We start from the raw sequence: 18,971 nt of genomic DNA on the forward strand, positions 1-18,971 counted from the left end.
CGGAGGTGTCACCGCCTGGTCGGGGCGGCGGCTCCGCGGGCGAGGGGCGACGCGCTGTTGGCGGTGCGGGTGGCGGGTCAGCTCATGAACTTGCTGCAGGAGGCCGTCCGCACCCACTTGTGGGACTTGATGTTGTTGTTGACGTTGGTGCCGTTGGTGAAGGTGTTCCGGCTCAGGTTGTCCACGTAGTACTCGGACTGCTTGAGGCAGGAGTGGCCACCTGTGTAGTTGGCGCCGCTGTAGAACTTGATCACGTTGTAGCCGTTGGAGTACGTGCCCTTGTTCACCACCGAGGAGGTGGTCCGCATCTTGGTGCTCCAACCGTTGCCGTCACCCTTGGTGCGGCCGAGGTAGGAACCGCAGTGGAAGTTGGCGTAGTTGTACATGTAGCCCCAGGCCGCGTTGCGGTAAGCGGTGTCGCAGGCGGCGGAGGCGGGTGCGGCGGCCGACGGGGCCTTCGCGGGAGCGGGGGCGGCCTGGGCCCCGGAGAGCGGCACGAGCGCTCCGGCCCCGGCGAGGCCGAGAACTGCAAGCGTTCCGAAAGTCTTGCGCATGGTGGTGTTCCCCTCTTGGACTGTGCTCTTGGTCGACTGCTCTTGCTGTACTGCGGTGGTCCCCGAAGGTGTTCGGGCGGTCCCGGGCCCGTTGCGGCCCGACCGTGGCGCACGGCCACGGAGCTGTGAGTGGGGGGTGTGGAAGGGTTTCGGCGTCGCGGCGTCAGCCGTCAGCCGTTTGTCGTTCGTTGTTCGTCAGGGCGCGGGCGTTGTGCACGGCGGCCTGCTGCATCCTGCGATGGCGGCGGATCTCGTCGGAGTAGCGGTCGTCCACGGCCTTCGCCCGATAGCGGCGCTCCAGCTCGCGGGCGGTCCGCCCCAGCGTGCTGCTGTCTGCGCACTGCGCCTCGTCGACCGCCAGCCGCACCTCGACGCGGTGTGCCTTCTTCGCGTCCAACCCTTCGGTCAGGTCCGGGAGTTGGGCGCGAAGGCGGTCGGGAGAGCGGTAGTCGTGGCCGCGCTCCTTCATGCAGTCCGCCCATCTGCCGACCGCTCCGGTGAACCGGGCGTCGCGCTTGAGGCGGTCGACGTACAACGTGGTCAGGTTGTCGGCGATCGTCGAGACGCGGAACCAGGTCGGCAGATCGCCGTAGAGCTCATGCTGAGCCTGTGCCATGCAGCCGCGCGAGGGGCGGGCCACCTCTCCGCCGCCCGGCAGCTCGGCGGTCAGATCGTCGCTGCTGCGCTGCCCGCCGGCCAGGGCACGGTCGTAGCCCTGTCGTCGTGAGGGGGAGAGCTGCGCGGTGTAGGCGATGTTCGGGTCCTCGGCTCGTTCCTTCTCGACCTTCCGCTGGATACGGCCGCCGTAGCCGTGCTCGCGGGCCCAGTCGACGTCGTCCAACACGTAGCCGACGGAACGGCGTTCGTCCGTGGTGAGGCTGTCGGAGATCCAGTAGCGGTAGCCGGCCTTCTTCATGCAGGCTCTGATCAGCCGCTGCTCCGCCGAGTCGACCCGGTGCAGCTGCGCCTCGGTGAGCGGCGCGGCCTGCTTCCCGCCTCGGGACGCGCCCTCGCCCGGCAGCGACGACTCTTCGGGCGCTTCGGAGCCGTCGCTGCATCCGGCAAGCAGCGTTCCGGCCAGTGCCACCGCCAGTACGGCGACGCCGCTTCCTCGCTTCGGCCCCCGTGAGCCCCGCGGCGCTCGTCGCGGCTCTCGAAACATCGGCACGGTCCCCCCTCAAGCCCTGCCGGGTCCGGTCGGTAGTCCGAACCTCTGAGTACAGAGTGGGGTCGTCGGCCGGGTTCCGGTACCTCGGAAGTCTGAGGGCCCGCAGGGTCGAGGGGCTGTCGGCGGACGAGGGCGTCGTACGGACCAGGGCGTCGTACGGGCCCGGCGTCGTACGGGCCGGGCGTCGTACGGGCCGGGCGTCGTACGGACCAGGGCGTCGTACGGGCCGGGCGTCGTACGGCGCGACTCCGCGGCGCGGGGCGGCTCGAGGCCCCGGCCGCCCGGAGCGGGACGGCCGAGCCCCAACGGGCGTGCGGGGGCGGCCGGTTGACCACGTGCGACCGCCCCGGGCGCGGGTCGGTGGATGCCGAACGCGTACCCGGGGCGGTGGCTGCGGGGGTCACCAGAGCTTGGCGTCCACGCCCTTCGCCCACGGCGTCAGCTCGTCGAAGCGGCCCGCGGCCGTCTTGGTGATCCAGTCGGGGTTGGCCAACAGCGCCCGGCCGACGGCTATCAGGTCGAACTCGCCGCCCTCGTAGCGCTCCAGCAGCGGGCCCACGTCGGCGGTGCCGACCTCGCCCCGCTCCAGGAAGGGGGTGTTCAACCCGACCGAACCCACCACGATCGTGGGCAGCCCGGTCAGCTTCTTCGTCCAGCCGGCCAGGCTCAGCTCCGAGCCCTCGAAGCCGGGCTCCCAGTGGCGGCGGGTGGAGGGGTGCAGAATCGTCGCCCCCGCCTCCACGAACGGGGTGAGCAGCGCCTCCAGCTCCGCGGGGGAGTGCGAGACGCGGGCGCCGTAGTCCTCGCCCTTCCACTGCGAGAACCGCACGGATATGGGGAAGTCGGGGGAGGTGGCGGCCCGTACCGCGGCGATCACTTCGGCGGTCAGCCGGGTGCGGCCGGCCAGGTCCTTGCCGTACTCGTCGCGGCGCCGGTTGGTGACCTCCCAGAGGAAGGCGTCCAGCAGATAGCCGTGGGCGGAGTGGATCTCCACGCCGTCGAAGCCCAGCTCGTACGCCAGGCGGGCGGAGTCGGCGTAGCGCTGCACCAGTTCGTCGATCTCCGGCGTCGTCAGCGCCTCGCCGCGACGGCGGGCGCTGCCGTCGATCCCCGAAGGGGTGACGACCGGGCCGGCAGCTTCGATCGGCTGGTTCCCGCCCATGTGCCAGAGCTGCGGGAAGATCTTGCCGCCCGCCGCGTGCACCTCCTCGACCACCCGCCGCCAGCCGTCCGCGGACCAGGGGGCGAGGCGGGGCACCGCGGGTGCGTCCCCCGCGCTCGGGTGGTCCGGGAAGACGCCCTCGGTGAGGATCAGGCCCACCTTGTGCTCGGCCCGGCGACGGTAGTAGGCCGCGACCTCCTCGGTCGGCACGCCGCCCGGCGAGAAGTTGCGGGTCATGGGCGCCATCACGAACGGGCTCGACAGCTCCAGTCCTGCGACGGTCACCGGGCGGACCATATCGGAGAGGCTGACGGAGGCGGGGGCGGGCGTCGTGGTGTCGGAAGCGGTGTCGATCGTGGACATGGCTCGCTGACTCCCTTGCGGAGTTGGGGGTGTGCCGTCTCGGCCGGCTCCGGCGCGTCGGTGCCGACGGTGGTCCCAACCGCCCGGTGCCGCCCGCTATTCCGCGACGGCGCCCCGCTCCGGCTGTCCCGCTGAGGCGCCGGGTCGGGTTGGCGGCGGCGCCGGGTCGGGCCGGGTCGACGGCGGAGCCGGGGCCGGGTCGGCGGCGGCTCGGTCGGGGAGCTGCGTGCCGAGTCTGCAAACCCTTGCAGAAGCCCGCGCCGGAACGGCCGTTGGCGCTTGCCGTCTCTGTGTCCAAAGCCTTGACGGTGCTTGGCGGGGCTTCTACGGTCGGGTTTCGGAAGAGCTTCCAGGGACTTGCACAATTTCTTGCAGGCAAGTGGCGGCCCTCCCGTACGCCGCCGGCCGCGCAGCAGACCGAGGCGTACGCCCCCGGGCGCTCACCCCCTCATCCGCAGTCCCGAGCACCCCCACCGCAGCAACTGCCCCGCGGGCGCCGAGCGTTGCCCGCGGACGCTTCAGCAGCAGTATTCCCCCCATCGAGCTGGAGGCATCGTGAGTCGGAGAACCCGCAGGCTGTCCTGGCCGTCCCGGTTGTCGTGGTCCTCGCGCGCGAGGAAGGCCACCGCCGTGGGCGCCGCTCTGAGCGCCGGAGTCGTCGGCGCCCTGTTCGCCGTACCGCAGTCCCAGGCCGCACCGCCCTCGGAACGGGACGTCACCGCGGTGATGTTCTCGTGGAAGTTCGACGCCATCGCGAAGGCGTGCACCGACACCCTGGGACCGGCCGGCTACGGCTATGTCCAGACCTCGCCGCCGCAGGAGCACATCACCGGCGAGCAGTGGTGGACCCAGTACCAGCCCGTGAGCTACGACATCGCCGGACGCCTGGGCGACCGCGCGCAGTTCGAGAGCATGGTCGAGACCTGCAACGGCGCCGGGGTGAAGGTCGTCGCGGACGCGGTCATCAACCACATGAGCGCGGGCGAGGGCACCGGCACCGGCGGATCCGAGTACACCAAGTACAGCTACCCGAAGGCCGGTTGGGGCGACTCCGACTTCAACGAGTGCCGCCGGGACATCGAGGACTACGGCGACCGCGGCCAGGTGCAGGGCTGCGAGCTCGTGGGCCTCTCCGATCTGCGAACCGGCAGCGAGCAGGTGCAGCAGCGGATCGCCGACTACCTCAACGACCTCAGCTCCATGGGCGTCGAGGGCTTCCGGATCGACGCCGCCAAGCACATGCCCACCGACGACCTCGCCGCGATCAAGGCCAAGCTGGACGATCCGAACGCCTACTGGAAGCAGGAGGCCATCCACGGCGCGGGCGAGGCGGTCGACCCCGGCGAGTACCTCCAGAACGGTGATGTGCAGGAGTTCCGCTACGCGCGCGGTCTGAAGTCCGCGTTCCAGGGCGGGGGCCTGGCCGGTCTGCAGAACTTCGGCGAGGGCTTCATGGACGGCGGCAACTCGGCCGTCTTCGTCGCCAACCACGACACCGAGCGGGTGGGCGACACCCTGAACTACCGGGACAACGCCTCCTACACCCTGGCGCACGTCTTCATGCTCGCCCACCCCTACGGCAGCCCGGACGTCCACTCCGGCTACCGGTTCGACGACAAGGACGCCGGTCCGCCCTCCGGCGGCGCCGCGGCCTGCGACCAGGAGGCCTGGAACTGCGAGCACGAGTGGCGCGAGATCTCCTCGATGGTCGGCTTCCGCAACGCGGTCGGCGACGCCGGCCTGGAGCAGTGGTGGGACAACGGGGGCGACGCCATCGCCTTCAGCCGCGGCGACAAGGGTTTCGTGGCGCTGAACAATGGCGGTGGCCAGGTCAGCGAGTCCGTCGCGACCTCGCTGCCCGACGGTGACTACTGCGATGTCCAGAGCGGCAACTCCGTCTCGGTGAGCGGCGGTTCGGTTCAGGTGGAGCTGCCCGCCGGTACGGCGCTCGCCCTGCACGCGGACGCCACCGACTGCGGCAGCGGTCGCGGGTAGCCGCTCCGCGGCGGGCCCTGCCACCCGGCCGGGCCCGCCGCACCCGTCGGCACCACGACACGCCTCGCCACCTCTCGCCCACACCCCTCCCGCCCCGCACCCACCCCGCCTCGCACCCCCGTCCCCGCCTCGCACCCCCGTCCCCACCTCCACCCCCGCCACCGGCTCGGCCGCGCCCCCTGCGCTTCCCGTCGCCACCCCGCTCCCGCGAACGGAGAACCCTCTCGTGCTCCCCAAATCCGCGCGCCGCGCGCTGTCCGCCGTGCTGGCGGCCGGGCTGCTGGCGACGCTCGGCCCTGCCGCCGCGCAGGCCGAACCGCCCACCTCCGCAGCCCTGGACCTGTCGCAGTCGCGGGCCCTGTGGATCGACCGGAACACCGTGGTGTGGCCGTCGGACGAGGGCGTCTCCTCCGCCGGACTGCACTACGCCCCGGACGGCGGCGCCGAGCTCGTCGACGGCGAACTCTCCGGCGCGCCGCACGAGTTGAAGCTCGCCAAGGTCGAAGGCGGCCTCACCGACGAGCAGCGCGCCGCCTTCCCGCACCTCGCGGGGCACGCCGCGTACTCGATCGCCGAGGACGACCGGGACCGTGTCGCCGAAGCGACCCGCGGCCAGCTCGTCGCCACCCAGCGCGACGGCGACGGCGCGCTCACCGCCGCAAGCGGCGTACAGATCCCGGGAGTTCTGGACGACCTCTACGGCAGCGCGGCCCAAGAGGCCGAGCTGGGGCCGGTGTTCGCCGAGGACGGCACCCCCAGTCTCTCGGTGTGGGCGCCGACCGCGCAGAGCGTGGAGCTCGAACTCGACGGCGAACAGCGCACGATGGAGCGCGACGACACCACCGGTGTGTGGCGTGCCTCCGGCGAGCGGGACTGGCTCGGCAAGCCCTACCGCTACCGGGTGAAGGTCTGGGCGCCCACCGTCGGCGAGATGGTCACCAACAGCGTCACCGACCCGTACGCCACCGCGCTCACCGCCGACTCCGAGTCCTCCCTCGTCGTCGACCTCGACGACCCCGAACTCGCCCCGCCGGGCTGGGACTCCTACTCCAAGCCGCCGGCGACGCAGCCGCGCGACGCACAGATCCAGGAGCTGCACGTACGCGACTTCTCCGTCGCCGACCCGACCGCCGAGCACACCGGCCGCTACCTCGCCTTCACCGAGCAGGACAGCGACGGCAGCCGGCATCTGCGGAAGCTGGCCGACGCCGGCACCTCCCACGTCCATCTGCTGCCGACCTACGATCTGGCCACCACGCCGGAGCGCACCGAGGACCAGGCGGTGCCCGACTGCGATCTCGCCTCGCTGCCGGCCGACTCGCCCGAGCAGCAGAAGTGCGTGGGCGCGGTGCGCGACGAGGACGCGTACAACTGGGGCTACGACCCGCTGCACTACACCGTGCCCGAGGGCTCCTACGCCACCGACCCCGAGGGGCCCGGCCGCACCCACGAGTACCGGCAGATGGTCCGCGCGCTCAACGACAGCGGACTGCGGGTCGTCCAGGACGTGGTCTACAACCACACCTACGCGGCCGGCCAGGACGAGAAGTCGGTGCTGGACCGCATCGTGCCCGGCTACTACCAGCGGCTGATGGAGGACGGCGCCGTCGCCGACTCCACCTGCTGCCCCGGCACCGCGCCCGAGCACACCATGATGGGAAGGCTGGTCGTCGACTCGGTGGTCACCTGGGCGAAGCAGTACAAGATCGACGGATTCCGCTTCGACCTCATGGCCCACCACCCGAAGGAGAACATCCTCGCGGTCCGCGAGGCGCTGGACGAGCTGACCCCGGAGAAGGACGGCGTCGACGGCAAGCGGATCCTCCTGTACGGCGAGGGCTGGAACTTCGGCGAGATCGCGGACGACGCACGCTTCGAGCAGGCCTCCCAGGCCAACATGGCGGGCACCGGCATCGCGACCTTCAGCGACCGTGCGCGCGACGCCGTTCGCGGCGGTGGCCCCTTCGACGAGGAACCGGGCGTCCAGGGTTTCGCCTCCGGTCTCTACACCGACCCCAACGACACAGCCGACAACGGCAGTCGGGACGAGCAGCGGGCCCGACTGCTGCACTACCAGGACCTGCTGAAGGTGGGGCTCACCGGCGGTCTCGCCGACTACACCTTCACCGACACCGCGGGGCGGCAGGTCAAGGGCTCGGAGGTCGACTACAACGGCTCGCCGGCCGGCTACGCGGCAGCGCCCGGCGAGGCCCTCGCCTACGCCGACGCCCACGACAACGAGTCCCTCTACGACGCCCTCGCCTACAAGCTGCCGACCGGCACCTCGGCGGCCGACCGGGCCAGGATGCAGGTCCTGGCCATGGCCACCGCGGCCCTCTCCCAGGGCCCGGCGCTCAGCCAGGCGGGCACCGACCTGCTGCGCTCGAAGTCGCTGGATCGCAACTCCTACAACTCCGGTGACTGGTACAACACCGTCAACTGGGACTGCTCCGCGGGCAACGGCTTCGGCCGCGGCCTTCCGCCCGCATGGGACAACGAGCAGTACTGGCCGTACGCCGCGCCGCTGCTGAAGCTGCCGCAACTGCGGCCGGGCTGCGCGGAGATCGACGGAGCCTCGGCCGCCTACCGCGACCTGCTCACCATCCGCACCACCGAGCCGGCCTTCTCCCAGCCGAGCACCGCGGACGTCCAGCGCGAGCTGAGCTTCCCGCTGTCCGGCACAGAGGAGACGCCGGGGGTGGTGACCATGCGGCTGGGCGAGCTGCTGGTCGTCTTCAACGCGACCCCCGAGACCGCCGAGCAGACCGTGGCGCAGGCGCGGGGCGGATCGTACGCGCTGCACCGGGTGCAGGCCGGCGGCGCCGACGAGCGGATCAAGTCCGCCTCGTTCGACTCCGGCAGCGGCACCTTCACCGTGCCGGGCCGCTCGGTGGCGGTCTTCGACGGCCGGGGCTGACCCGGCACCTCGTCCCGGCGGGCCCGCTTCGCGCGCAGCCCCCGCCGCGAGCCCGTGGCCGCCGTACGCCCGGAGCACCGACTCCGTGCGTACGGCGGCCCGTTGCGCACTCGGGGCCGCAGTGGTGATCACCCGCAGCAACCTTGTCACCCCGGTGCGTAGACAAGAGCGGCCGCGCGCGGGATAAGTGAGCGCATGCGAGCGACTCGAGCGAGTTCGGTCATGGGCGCGGTGGCACTTGCGGCGACGCTGGGGGCGACGCTGCTCGTTCCGGGAGCGTCGGCCCGTGCGGCACCGGAACCGGTCACTCAGCCGAACACGTCGGCCCAGGGCTGCGACCCGATCGACCCGGCCGCCTGCCTGCTGCCGTTCCCCAGCAACTGGCACACCAGGAAGGACAGTTCGACCGACACCGGGCGGCGGGTGGACTTCGACCCGGCGTCGATGCCCCGCAACGTCCGGGGCACGGCGATCGATCCGACCGAGTGGAACCGCAGCGACGGCTTCTCGCCGGGCTCCATGCTGCTGGCCCGCGTTCCCGGCCTCGATCTGGAGCGCACCGGCGCGGCGCCGATCACCGACATCGGCAGCTCGCTGGAGGAGGACGCGCCGATCGTGCTGCTGGACCTCACCACCGGCGAACGCTGGCCGTACTGGGCCGAGTTGGACGCGAACGCCCCCGATCCGAACCGACAGGCACTGATCGTCCGACCCGCCCGGAACCTGATCGCGGGCCACGACTACGCCGTCGCGCTGCGCGACCTCAAGGACGCCGACGGCAAGCCGATCGAGGCGCCCGCGGCATTCGCCGATCTCCGTGCGGGCAAGCACGACGGTGGGGCCGAGAGCGCCGACCGGGCGGCGCTCCGTGAGCGTGCCCGCCAACTGGCGCCCGCCTTCGAGGGGTTGGAGAAGGCCGGGGTCAAGACCGAGCACACCTACCTCGCCTGGGACTTCACCGTGGCCAGCACCCGCTCCCTGAGTGAGCGCATGCTGCATCTGCGTGACGACTCCTTCGGGCAACTCGGCGACGCGGCACCCGAGTTCGTGGTCGGAGAGGTGACCGAGAACCCGGCGGACGACCCGATCGCGCGTTCCGTGCGCGGAGTCTTCAACATCCCCAGCTACCTCGACCGGCCCGGCGGACCGCCCGGTGCGGGCTTCGAGTACGACGAAAACGGTCTGCCGCGGCGCACCGAGGGCAACAAGCAGATCGCCTCCTTCCAGTGCGAGATCCCGCGCAAGGCCCTCCAGGACCCCGCGGTGCCCGCGCTCTACGGTCACGGACTGCTCGGGGCCGAGGGCGAGGTCGGCTCCGGCAGCATCACCGCGATGGCCGCCGAGCACAACCTGGCGTTCTGCGCCACCAAATGGGCCGGGATGTCCTCCGACGACCTCTCGTTCGTCGCCGAAACCCTCCAGGACCTCGGCAAGTTCCCGGCGGTGCCGGACCGGCTCCAGCAGGGCATCCTGAACGGCCTGTGGCTCGGCAGGCTGCTCACGCACAAGGACGGATTCGCCTCCGACGAGGCGTTCCGCAACGACTCCGGCACCTCGGTGCTCGACGCCGACGCGGATCTCGCCTACTACGGCAACAGCCAGGGCGGCATCATCGGAGGCGCGCTGACCGCCGTCTCCACCGAGGTCGAACGCTCGGCGCTCGGAGTCCCCGGCATGAACTTCTCCACGCTCCTCAACCGCAGCAGCAACTGGGCGCCCTTCGAGCAGATCGTGGACACCGCCTACCCGGACAAGCTCGACCAGCAGGTCAACCTGGCACTCATCCAGATGCTCTGGGACCGCGGCGAGACCAACGGATACGCCCAGCACCTGACCGACGACCCGCTGCCGGGCACCCCCGAGCACCGGGTGCTGATGCACGTCGCCTTCGGTGACCACCAGGTCTCGCCGACCGCCGCCGAGGTCCAGGCCCGGACCGTCGGGGCGAGGATCCACCGGCCGACCGTCGCGGACGGCCGCAACCCGGACAAGGAGCCGTACTGGGCGATCGAGCCGCTGGAGTACCCCGCCGCGACCGGCTCGGCGATGGTCGTCTGGGACAGCGGTGCGCCCTACCAGCCGCTGACCAACACCGCGCCCGGCGAGGGCGCCGACCCGCACGGCGACCCCCGCAACGACAAGGCCGCCCGCGCCCAGACCGGCGAGTTCCTGCGCACCGGGAGGATCGTGGACGTCTGTTCCGGGGCGCCCTGCGAAGCCGCACCCCAGGGCTGACGCGGCCGCTCCGCGGGGCGGTTGCGGTCGCGCCCGCGGGTGGGCCGGGTCAGGGCGCCGGCGTGAGAGCCGTCGTGCCGGGGGCGTCGACGGGCGGTCCGGCCGCGACACCGGTCAGCCGCGCCACCAGGGTGGCCAGCGGGCCGTCGGGGCCCTCGCCCGCCACCAGGGTGCGCAGCATCCTCGCCGTCTGCTCGTCGTGGGCCGCGGTCACCGCGGTGAGCGCGACGAGGTCGTGCACCAGGCGGGGCACCAACTCCTCGCGCGGGACGGCGCGTTCGGTGACCCAGCTGAACGCCGCCGTCTCGACCAGCTGGACCCACGAGGTGAGCAGCAGCCTCAGTCTCGGCCCGGGGTCCTCCAGCCGCAGGTGCCGGCGCATCTGCTCGTACGCCTTCTCCCGCACGCCCTCCAGCGCGGCACCCGCGCGGGCCGCCCCGGGGCCGACGCCGCCGGCGGTGCCACCGCGCAGCAGGGCGCAGAAGCTCGGACCGTGCTCCTGGACGAAGTCGAAGTAGCGGTTCAGCACCCGGTCCAGACGGTCCGTCAGCGGCCCTTCGGCCGGTTCGGCGAAGAGCGCGGTCAGCTCGTCGGCCGCGACCTGCACCGCGGCCTCGTACAGGCTGTGTTTGCCGGGGAAGTAGTGGTAGACCAGTGGCCGGGAGATCCCGGCAGCGGTGGCGATGTCGTCGATGGACACGTCGTCGGGGGAGCGGGTGCTGAACAGTTCGAGCGCCACGGCGATGAGCTGCTGTCGGCGTTGCTCCGTGTCCATTCTGCGTCGAAGCGCGGTTGCCATCCGTCCACCTTAGAACCTGCCGGTGAATCCCCGGAGTTGGAACGGTGCGGACTCAACGGGCGTCGTGCGCACGGGAGTTCGGTGCATGATGCAAGCACTTGTGTCGTGCGGTCGGCCCGGAGGAGCCGCCCGGGTCACGGGTGTGTGCACCGGCCCCGGGCGGGTGCGCTCGCTCGCGCGAGGTGCACGCGGTCCGCGGTGTCGGCGTCGACCGACGCGGGACCGCGAACCGGGCACCGGCCGCGCTCACTTCAGCGGCCCCAGCTCCCCGCCGTCCGCGAGCGTCGCACGCAGCTGCGCCTTCGCGCCCTGCTCGACCGGCGTCATCATCAGCCGCCCCTCCGTGCGCGCCTGCACGCCGCCGTCGGCGGTGATCGAGGTGACCCCGTCGCTGCCCACCGCCAGCAGGTACCAGGTGCCTCCGGGCGACTTCCACAGCGCACCGGCCAGCGCCCGCGGATCGCGTGCTCCGCACTCGGCGCCGCCCTTCGCCCGGCCGACCACCGCGGCCTGGGTGCCGGCCGGCGCCGGGGCCCTGAACTGCGCGTACGCCTGGCCCTGGCTGCCGCGCCAGGTGTCCGCCCTGGTGCACACCCAGGAGGCGGCCCCGGCGTTCTCGGGCAGCTGGTGGGAGCCGAACTGCCAGGAGTTGACCGACCGCACCCCCGAACCGCTCAGCACCGGCAGTTGGCAGGCGGAGGCGGCGAGCAGCCGCCGAGCGGGCTCGGAGAGCGCGTCGACCGGAGAGGTGCTCGGCTTGCCGAAGGTGAGCCTGGCCGGGACGATCTCCCCCAGATCCGTGAGCAGGTACGGGCGTTCGCCCTTGGTCTGTGCGCGCAGCGCCGGCCAGCTCTCGCAGCGGCCGGTGCCCAGCGGCGGCGCCGGCAGCGGATCGCTCACCCCGTCGCTGCCGCGTCCGACCTCCTTGCCGGTGTCGTCGGGCTCGAGCAGGTCCACCGTGCTCAGCCTGCTCACCCACGGAGCGGTGAGATAGCGGGAGTTGGAGTCGCTGCGGGTCAGCAGCGCGGCCGAGGAGCCGGCCGGATCGGCGCCGTCGGTGCGGGCGAAGTCCAGGCCCACCGGGCCCTGTTCACCGCCCGCCGGCTCCGCGTACCGCACCAGCCGCAGTCCGTCGTGGAGCAGCACCAGGGCGGCGCCGTCCGCCTCGCCGGCGTAGAGCAGCTGGGCGGGGCCGGCCGCCGGGCCGGTCTGGGTGCCGGGCGTCGCGGTGACCTCGACCTGCCGGCCGGGCCGGGCCCAGACCGCGAGCGCACGGCTCAACAGGCCGGTGTCGTCCAGGAGTTCGCCGCGGGCGGGCCAGACGGAGAAGTCGGTCCTGGCCGACTTGCGCCACGCGTTCGCCGAGACCCGCACCAACTTCTCGGGGTCCAGAGCCTGTTGGGCCGCCGGGTTCTGGGCGTACGCGGGTGCGGCGGCACCACTCGGGCCCCAGCCCTCGCCCGGCAGTCCGAGCAGCACTCCGAGCACGGCGAGCGCCGCCAACCCGACGACCAGGGCCCGGCCGTGCTGGCGGCGGCGCAGCAGATCCGTCGGACGCGCCCGCAGCACGCTGGGGTCCAACCCCCAGCCGGCCGGCGGCACATCGCGGCTGCCGGCCGGCAGCGGCACCTCGTCCGCCTCGTCCAGCGCGTCGTCCGGATCTCCGACGCCGAGCGCTTCCAGCAGGTCGTAGACCTCGTCGTCGCTCAGCCCCTCCAGCGCCCGGAGTGCGAAGGCGGCCCGGCCCTCGCCCGAGCACTCGGACAGGGCGCGGTCCAGGGCGAGTTCGTCCTCGCTGCACACCCGCGGCAGCAGCCGCAGCCCTGCCGCCCGCGGCAGGCCGAGCCGGGGCCTGGGACCGCGGCCGAGCCGCAACGGGCCGATCCGCCAGGGGAGTTCGGCGTCCAGCGCGCGGCGCACCACCCGCATCCGTACGTATGCGTACCCCGCGTCGGCGACTCCGCCGCCGGGTCCGCGCTGCGCCGGCAGCCGGGGATCGTCGGCCGCGCGGCCCCTGGGCAGCGCGCGCTGCACCACCGTGTGCGCCGTCAACACCCTGCGCTCGCGCCCCATCGAGGCGGGAAGCGTCAGATGGGCGAGCCGCACCAGCCGCGCATAGTGCTCGACGATCGCCGACTCGGCCAGGTCCACGGGCACCGGGCCGGACCCCGACGCCCGAGTCGGCTGGTCGCAGGGGTCGCGCGGGTCCGGCGGTGCCGCGCCGCCGGGCTGCTGCTCGTCGTTGTCCGGCGCTGTACCGGCTGCTCGGTCCACGCGGTCGGAAGTCACGTCTGAAGGGGCCACATTGAGCAGAACGAGTGAATCCGCAGTTGGTCACTTGCCGCGCCGACACCGCTCGCCGCGCAGCCTCACCGGCCCGCGCACCGGCCCGCGCACCGGCCCGTGCACCGGTCTCGTTGCCCAGCTCACCGCCTGCGGCACCCGTCCGCGCCCGCAGCCCGGCCGCGCCGCCGTCCGCCGGGCCCTGTCCCGCAGCGGCCCGTCCTCGTCCGTACAACTGCCGCGCCGCACAAGCTTGTTCGCGCCGATTCGCGAGAGTCGCACCCGTCCGGCGACGGCGGCAGGGTGTCAGTTGCTGCCGTGGTCCAGATAGGCGAGCACGGCGAGCACCCGGCGGTTGCTGTCCTCCGCGGGCGGCAGCTGGAGCTTCTGGAAGATGTTCGCCGTGTGCTTGGCGATGGCCCGCTCGGTCACGACCAGGCGTTCGGCGATGGCCGCGTTGGAACGGCCCTGGGCCACCAGCTCCATGACCTCCTTCTCGCGCGGTGTCAGTGCGGCCATCGGACGGTCGCGCTCGCGCCGCGTCAGCAGCTGCTGGATGACCTGCGGGTCCATCGCTGTGCCGCCCGCGGCCACCCGCCGCACCGCGTCGATGAACTGCTCGGCGTCGAAGACCCGGTCCTTGAGCAGATAGCCGACCCCGCCGTTGCCGTCGGCGAGCAACTCCGAGGCGTACAGCTGCTCCACGTGCTGGGAGAGGACCAGCACCGGAAGCCCGGGCCGCTCCTGCCGGGCCCGCAGGGCGCACTGCAGGCCCTCGTCGCTGAAGGTCGGCGGCAGTCGTACGTCGACCACCGCCACGTCCGGCCGCAACTCGGCGAGCGCCTTGGTCAGTTCGGGTCCGCTCTCCACCGCGGCGGCGATCTCGAAGCCGAACGCCTCCAGCATCCGCACCAGTCCGTCGCGCAGGAGGAAGAGGTCTTCGGCCAGTACGACGCGCACGGTTTCTCCGGGGGAGCGAAGGGGTGGGGGAGCGGGACGAGAGGGAGTGGCACCAGCGGGAGGGGCGGGTCGGGAGAGGCGCCCGCCCGAAACTACAACAGGGTGCCCCGGCACCGCAGTCGGCCGAAGCGTGGCCGACTCCGGCCGTCGAACGTCCGGGAGTGCCGGGGCGGACACCTGCGCTCCGGAGGCGGCCGTACGGAGGCGGCCGGACGGCTCGGGTCGCGCGTCCACGGTTCGGGCGCGCGACCCGAGCCACCGGGGTCAGGGGCCGACCGGGCGGCAGGGGATCTCCATGGTGACCATGGTCGGGCCGCCGGGCGGGCTGCTGACCGCGAGCACACCGTCGAACGGGCCGAGCCGCCGCTCCACACCGCTCAGACCGGTGCCGCCGGCAGGATCCGCCCCGCCCCTGCCGGAATCGGTGATCGCTATCCGCAGCGCGTCCCGCTCGTAGTGCACATCCAGCCAGACCCGGTCGGCGCCCGAGTGCTTGGCCGCGTTGGTCAGCACCTCGCTGACGGCGAAGTACGCCGCGGACTCCACCGGCTCCTCGAACCGGTCCGGCAACCGGACGTCCGTCTCCACCGTGAGCGGCATCCGCAGCGCCAGGGCCCGTACCGCGTCGCCCAGCCCGCGCTCGGCGAGCACCGGCGGATGGATGCCGCGCACCAGGTCGCGCAGTTCGGTCAGCGCCTCGGCCGAGTTCTCCCGTGCCTGGCTGATCAGCCTCTTGGCGGTCGCCGGGTCGCTCTCGATCAGTGCCTCGATGGTGCCCAGGGACATGCCCATGGCCACCAGCCGGGCCTGTGCGCCGTCGTGCAAGTCGCGTTCGATGCGCCGCAGTTCGGCGGCCGAGCTGTCGACCGCGTCGTGCCGGGTCTCGTACAGCTCGCTCACCCTGCGGGTCAGCGCGGCCTTGGGGGGCGGCCTGAGCAGCGTGTGGGTCAGACGGCCGTGCACCCGCATCAGCGGTCGGGCCAGCAGCGGCCCGGCGACGAGCTGCAGCACGCCCAGTGCGGCGGCGATCAGCGCGGTGAAGAAGGAGTCGACCGGTACGAACAGGTACCAGTGGGTGTCGCCGGCGCCGCCCGAGGTGATCGGGTCCCACAGCCACAGCAGCAGCACCCCGAAGACGCCCTGCGCCATCATCCCCAGCGGGATGATCGCCAGCACGGCGCCCGCGGTGCCGTCCACATGGACCCAGAGCAGATCGCGCCAGGTGGAGGGGTCGCGCACCAGCGCGAGGAACCGCTTGAAGTGGCCGGAGAGCCCCCGCTCTGTCGGAAGCCTGTGGTACGCGCTGCTCACCGGGATGCCGGCCCACGCCCCGTTCAGCTCACGGTGCTTGTTCGCGTACGCCCGCAGCGCCAGCACCGCGTACGGGGTGGTGAGCAGCCCGATGCCGGCGGCGGGCACGAGTGCCAGGGAGACCAGCAACAGCGAACCCAGAACGATGCCCGCCGTCATCGCGACGAGCCCCAACCAGAATCCCCGTACGGCGGCGATCATTCCGCCCCGCACCCCCGTCGTCCCGTCCATGCCTCAGCCTCTCCCGAAGATCCTTGTGTGCGCTGAAGGTCCTTGTGCGCACTGTGGTGTGCCCCTTGATTCTTGCCGCCCGCGGGCCCGCGGGGCACGGGGTCTCCCACCCGAGGTCGGGGTGCACCCAGGTACACCCCGACGGCCGCCGCGGTCGGCTGCCGGTCGGCGGTCGACCGGCCGGGCCGTGCCAACGTCCCTGGCCTGCGGGGTTGTTGGCGAATAAACTCGGAGCGGCGACCCAATCGGAGCGGAAAAATTCCTGTACCGACCGCAGACGCGAGTCGATGACCGTGCCATGATTCCGCCACCATGCCGCCCCGAATAGTCCAGACCAAAGCCGCGCCGCTCCGCGCCGTACGCGCCACGCTGTTCACAGCCGTGTGCGTGGTACTCGCCGGTGCCGGCCACGCGACGGTCTCGGGCCGGGCGGTACCGCCCTGGGTGCTGCTGGCCGCCTGCGTCGCAGTGGGCGCGCTGGCCTGGGCGGGCGTCTCCCGCCGGCGCGGCCCGTACGCGATCGGCGGCGCGCTGCTCGTACTCCAGGCCGGCCTGCATCTGCTCTTCGCGCGACTCGCCCCGACACCGCCCGCGGCACACCCGGCCGCGGGGCATCCGCCCCCGGCCGGCCACGGCCACCCGGGCACGCACACCGCCGCGACCGTCGGACACTCGGGCGGCCACCACGGCGCGGCGCAGGACGGGTCCGACGCCCTGCTGGCCGGCGCCGTGCACGGCTCGCCCGCGATGACCTCCGTCCACCTGCTGGCCGCGCTCGGCTGCGCCCTGTGGCTGTGGCGTGGGGAGGCCGCGCTCTTCACGCTGCTGCGACTGCTGGGCGACCGGGCGCACACCGTGCTCGTACTGCTGCTCGCCCCGGCGCCGGAGCCGTCGGCCGCCACCGGGCCGCGGCCCGTGGCCGCGCCGGCCGCGCCGCGGACCGTACTGCTGGCCCACTCGCGCCACGGCCGCGCACCGCCGCGCCCTCGGCGGGACCTCCCGGCGGTCGCCCTCGTCTGAACCTGCGAGAGGCCCGCACGGTCCCGCGCCCCGTGCCGGGCGTGCGGCAACCGCCGTGCGCCGTCGAGGAGTTCACCCGCACCCGCCGACCCGGCGCGCAGTCGTGCCCGCACGGCTGCCCGGTGCCCGCTCGTGACTCCCGACGTCCCCCATGGCCAACGTCGCCACTGACAAGGGAACACCCAGACATGTCCTCATCCTCTCCTGCGCGAGAAGTCGAGACCGACCCCCCGCCGCCCTCCTCCCGGCCGAAGTCCGCCGCGCCCCGCCGCTCCGGCCTGCGGCCGATCCGCCCCCTGGTGATGCGGCTGCACTTCTACGCCGGGCTGCTCATCGCACCCTTCCTGCTGGTCGCCGCGCTCACCGGGGCGCTCTACTCCACCTCGTACCAGGTGGAGAAGGTCCTGTACTCCGACGAGCTGACCGTTCCGGTCGGCGAACAGGTGCTGCCGCTCTCCGAACAGGTCGCCGCGGCCCAACGAGCCCACCCCGACGGGGAGTTGAGCGCGGTACGCCCCGGTGACGAACCCGGCGCCACCACCCGCGTGATGCTGGACGACCCGAGCGCCGCCGAGAACAGACTGCTCGCCGTCTTCGTCGACCCCTACACCGCCGAGGTCCGCGGCGCGCTGGACAGCTACGGAAGCTCCGGCGCGCTGCCGTACCGCGCCTGGGTGTCCGAGCTGCACCGCATGCTGCACTTCGGCGAGACCGGCCGCCTCTACAGCGAGTTGGCGGCCAGCTGGCTGTGGGTGGTGGCGCTCGGCGGTGTGCTGCTGTGGCTGGGCAGGAGGCGCTCCCAGCGACGGCTGAAGGGCACCACCGGCCTGCGACGCACCCGTTCGCTGCACGGCCTGATCGGGCTCTGGGCGGCGCTCGGCGTCATCATGCTCTCCGCCACCGGTCTGACGTGGTCCGCCTACGCCGGCGGGAACATCAGCGAGCTGCGGGAGAAGGTCGGCGGCGGTACACCGGTCATCTCCACCGATCCGGGTGCGGGACACGAGGAGCACGGCGGCTCCGGCGGCGACGGTCACGAGGGTCACGAGGGCCACGAGGGCCACGAGGGCCACGGGGAGGGCGGCGGTGACGGTTCCGAGCATCCGATCCTCGCCGTCGACCGGATCGTGGAGATCGCCCAGGACGAGCACGGCCTCTCCGGCCCGCTGGAGATCCTGCCGCCGGCGGTCGGCGAGGACGGTGTTCCCGGCGCGTACGTGGTCAAGGAGATCGACACCCAACTCCCGCAGCGCATGGACCAGGTCGCACTCGACGCCTCCAGCGGCGAACTCACCGACCGCCTGGACTTCGCCGACTACCCGCTGCTCGCCTCCCTCAGCAGCTGGGGCGTCAGTCTCCACAACGGTCAACTCTTCGGCCTGCCCAACCAGTTGATGCTCCTCGCGCTCGCTCTCTCGGTGGTCGCGATGATCGTGCTCGGCTATCGCATGTGGTGGCAGCGCAGGCCCACCGACGGCCCGCGTCTGGCCTTCGGCCGCGCACACCCGCGCGGCACCTGGCGCCAGGTGCCGGTGACCTGGTGGCTGCCACTGGTGGGAGTGACCGCGTTGGTGGGCTGGTTCATGCCGCTGCTCGGCATCAGCCTGCTGGCCTTCCTGGCGCTGGACGCCGCACTCGGGCTCCGCGCACGCACCCGCACGCGCTCCGACGGCGACGGCGGGTCCGGCGGGTCCGGCGGCCCGGACGGTGACGGCGGACCCGCCGGCGGACCCGACGGCGACGGCGCCGCGGGCGGGAGCGGCGCTGCGGGCGGGAACGGCGAAACGCTCGCCACCGCCGGTGATTCCGGCCGCTCCGAGGTGCCGGACGAGGCGCCGGACTCCGCGGGACGCTCCTGAGAGGCGGGGCGGTGCCGGTCCGTGGAGCAGCGGACCGGCACCGCTCCCCGCGCCACCGCCGATCGGGCCATACCCTGGAGCGCGAACCGCCAGAGGCGGACAGCCCGCCACCGC

At 72.8% G+C, this 18,971-nt stretch carries 10 protein-coding genes and 2 pseudogenes; 5 read left to right on the top strand and 7 right to left on the bottom strand.

The annotated features are described in order from the left end of the window. Nucleotides 1-77: 77 nt before the first annotated feature. The 3 genes from MTQ01_RS09305 to MTQ01_RS09315 all read right to left on the bottom strand — a co-directional run bounded on the left by MTQ01_RS09305 (nucleotide 78) and on the right by MTQ01_RS09315 (nucleotide 3,247). Nucleotides 78-554 carry a hypothetical protein gene (locus MTQ01_RS09305; protein WP_247488480.1) on the bottom strand — a complete coding sequence of 159 codons (477 nt, stop codon included), beginning with the start codon at nucleotides 552-554 and terminating at the stop codon, nucleotides 78-80. Nucleotides 555-717: 163 nt separating this feature from the next. After that, on the bottom strand, nucleotides 718-1,722 hold the full coding sequence (locus tag MTQ01_RS09310) for a hypothetical protein (protein ID WP_247488482.1): 1,005 nt from the start codon (nucleotides 1,720-1,722) through the stop codon (nucleotides 718-720). Between the two features lie 400 nt (nucleotides 1,723-2,122). Further along, nucleotides 2,123-3,247 (bottom strand): NADH:flavin oxidoreductase, encoded by a 1,125-nt coding sequence (locus MTQ01_RS09315; protein ID WP_247488484.1) that lies wholly within the window; start codon nucleotides 3,245-3,247, stop codon nucleotides 2,123-2,125. A 594-nt stretch (nucleotides 3,248-3,841) separates the two neighbouring features. Between MTQ01_RS09315 and MTQ01_RS09320 the strand changes: the two are divergent. From MTQ01_RS09320 to MTQ01_RS09330, 3 genes and pseudogenes are all read left to right on the top strand, one after another. Further along, a pseudogene (locus MTQ01_RS09320) lies at nucleotides 3,842-5,239 on the top strand (alpha-amylase family protein); the annotation flags it as partial. A gap of 250 nt (nucleotides 5,240-5,489) precedes the next feature. After that, nucleotides 5,490-8,159, top strand: a pseudogene (pulA, locus tag MTQ01_RS09325) (pullulanase-type alpha-1,6-glucosidase); the annotation flags it as partial. 195 nt (nucleotides 8,160-8,354) lie between these two features. Further along, on the top strand, nucleotides 8,355-10,394 hold the full coding sequence (locus MTQ01_RS09330) for a hypothetical protein (protein ID WP_247488486.1): 2,040 nt from the start codon (nucleotides 8,355-8,357) through the stop codon (nucleotides 10,392-10,394). Nucleotides 10,395-10,443: 49 nt separating this feature from the next. Here the strand turns inward: MTQ01_RS09330 and MTQ01_RS09335 are convergent, their stop codons facing one another. From MTQ01_RS09335 to MTQ01_RS09350, 4 genes are all read right to left on the bottom strand, one after another. Further along, on the bottom strand, nucleotides 10,444-11,193 hold the full coding sequence (locus MTQ01_RS09335) for a TetR/AcrR family transcriptional regulator (RefSeq protein WP_247488488.1): 750 nt from the start codon (nucleotides 11,191-11,193) through the stop codon (nucleotides 10,444-10,446). A 246-nt stretch (nucleotides 11,194-11,439) separates the two neighbouring features. After that, nucleotides 11,440-13,482 carry a hypothetical protein gene (locus tag MTQ01_RS09340; protein WP_247488490.1) on the bottom strand — a complete coding sequence of 681 codons (2,043 nt, stop codon included), beginning with the start codon at nucleotides 13,480-13,482 and terminating at the stop codon, nucleotides 11,440-11,442. 300 nt (nucleotides 13,483-13,782) lie between these two features. Then, nucleotides 13,783-14,436, bottom strand: coding sequence for a response regulator transcription factor (locus MTQ01_RS09345; protein ID WP_247488492.1), 654 nt, complete (start codon nucleotides 14,434-14,436; stop codon nucleotides 13,783-13,785). A gap of 264 nt (nucleotides 14,437-14,700) precedes the next feature. Then, nucleotides 14,701-15,978 carry a sensor domain-containing protein gene (locus MTQ01_RS09350; protein ID WP_247488493.1) on the bottom strand — a complete coding sequence of 426 codons (1,278 nt, stop codon included), beginning with the start codon at nucleotides 15,976-15,978 and terminating at the stop codon, nucleotides 14,701-14,703. Nucleotides 15,979-16,290: 312 nt separating this feature from the next. Between MTQ01_RS09350 and MTQ01_RS09355 the strand changes: the two genes are divergently transcribed. Continuing rightward, entirely contained in the window at nucleotides 16,291-16,998 is a 708-nt protein-coding gene (locus MTQ01_RS09355) for a hypothetical protein (RefSeq protein WP_247488495.1), read from the top strand. Between the two features lie 188 nt (nucleotides 16,999-17,186). After that, complete coding sequence (locus MTQ01_RS09360) at nucleotides 17,187-18,857, top strand: PepSY domain-containing protein (protein ID WP_247488497.1); 1,671 nt, start codon at nucleotides 17,187-17,189, stop codon at nucleotides 18,855-18,857. The last annotated feature ends 114 nt before the right edge of the window (nucleotides 18,858-18,971 follow it).

The organism is Streptomyces sp. XM4193 (genome assembly GCF_023072595.1).
Classification (GTDB): Bacteria; Actinomycetota; Actinomycetes; order Streptomycetales; family Streptomycetaceae; genus Streptomyces.

Excerpts from the sequence above, each read along its gene's own strand:
- MTQ01_RS09350 (WP_247488493.1), bottom strand. The coding sequence starts at position 15,978 with ATGGACGGGACGACGGGGGTGCGGGGCGGAATGATCGCCGCCGTACGG.
- MTQ01_RS09355 (WP_247488495.1), top strand. The coding sequence starts at position 16,291 with ATGCCGCCCCGAATAGTCCAGACCAAAGCCGCGCCGCTCCGCGCCGTA.
- MTQ01_RS09305 (WP_247488480.1), bottom strand. The coding sequence starts at position 554 with ATGCGCAAGACTTTCGGAACGCTTGCAGTTCTCGGCCTCGCCGGGGCC.
- MTQ01_RS09360 (WP_247488497.1), top strand. The coding sequence starts at position 17,187 with ATGTCCTCATCCTCTCCTGCGCGAGAAGTCGAGACCGACCCCCCGCCG.
- MTQ01_RS09330 (WP_247488486.1), top strand. The coding sequence starts at position 8,355 with ATGCGAGCGACTCGAGCGAGTTCGGTCATGGGCGCGGTGGCACTTGCG.
- MTQ01_RS09335 (WP_247488488.1), bottom strand. The coding sequence starts at position 11,193 with ATGGCAACCGCGCTTCGACGCAGAATGGACACGGAGCAACGCCGACAG.
- MTQ01_RS09315 (WP_247488484.1), bottom strand. The coding sequence starts at position 3,247 with ATGTCCACGATCGACACCGCTTCCGACACCACGACGCCCGCCCCCGCC.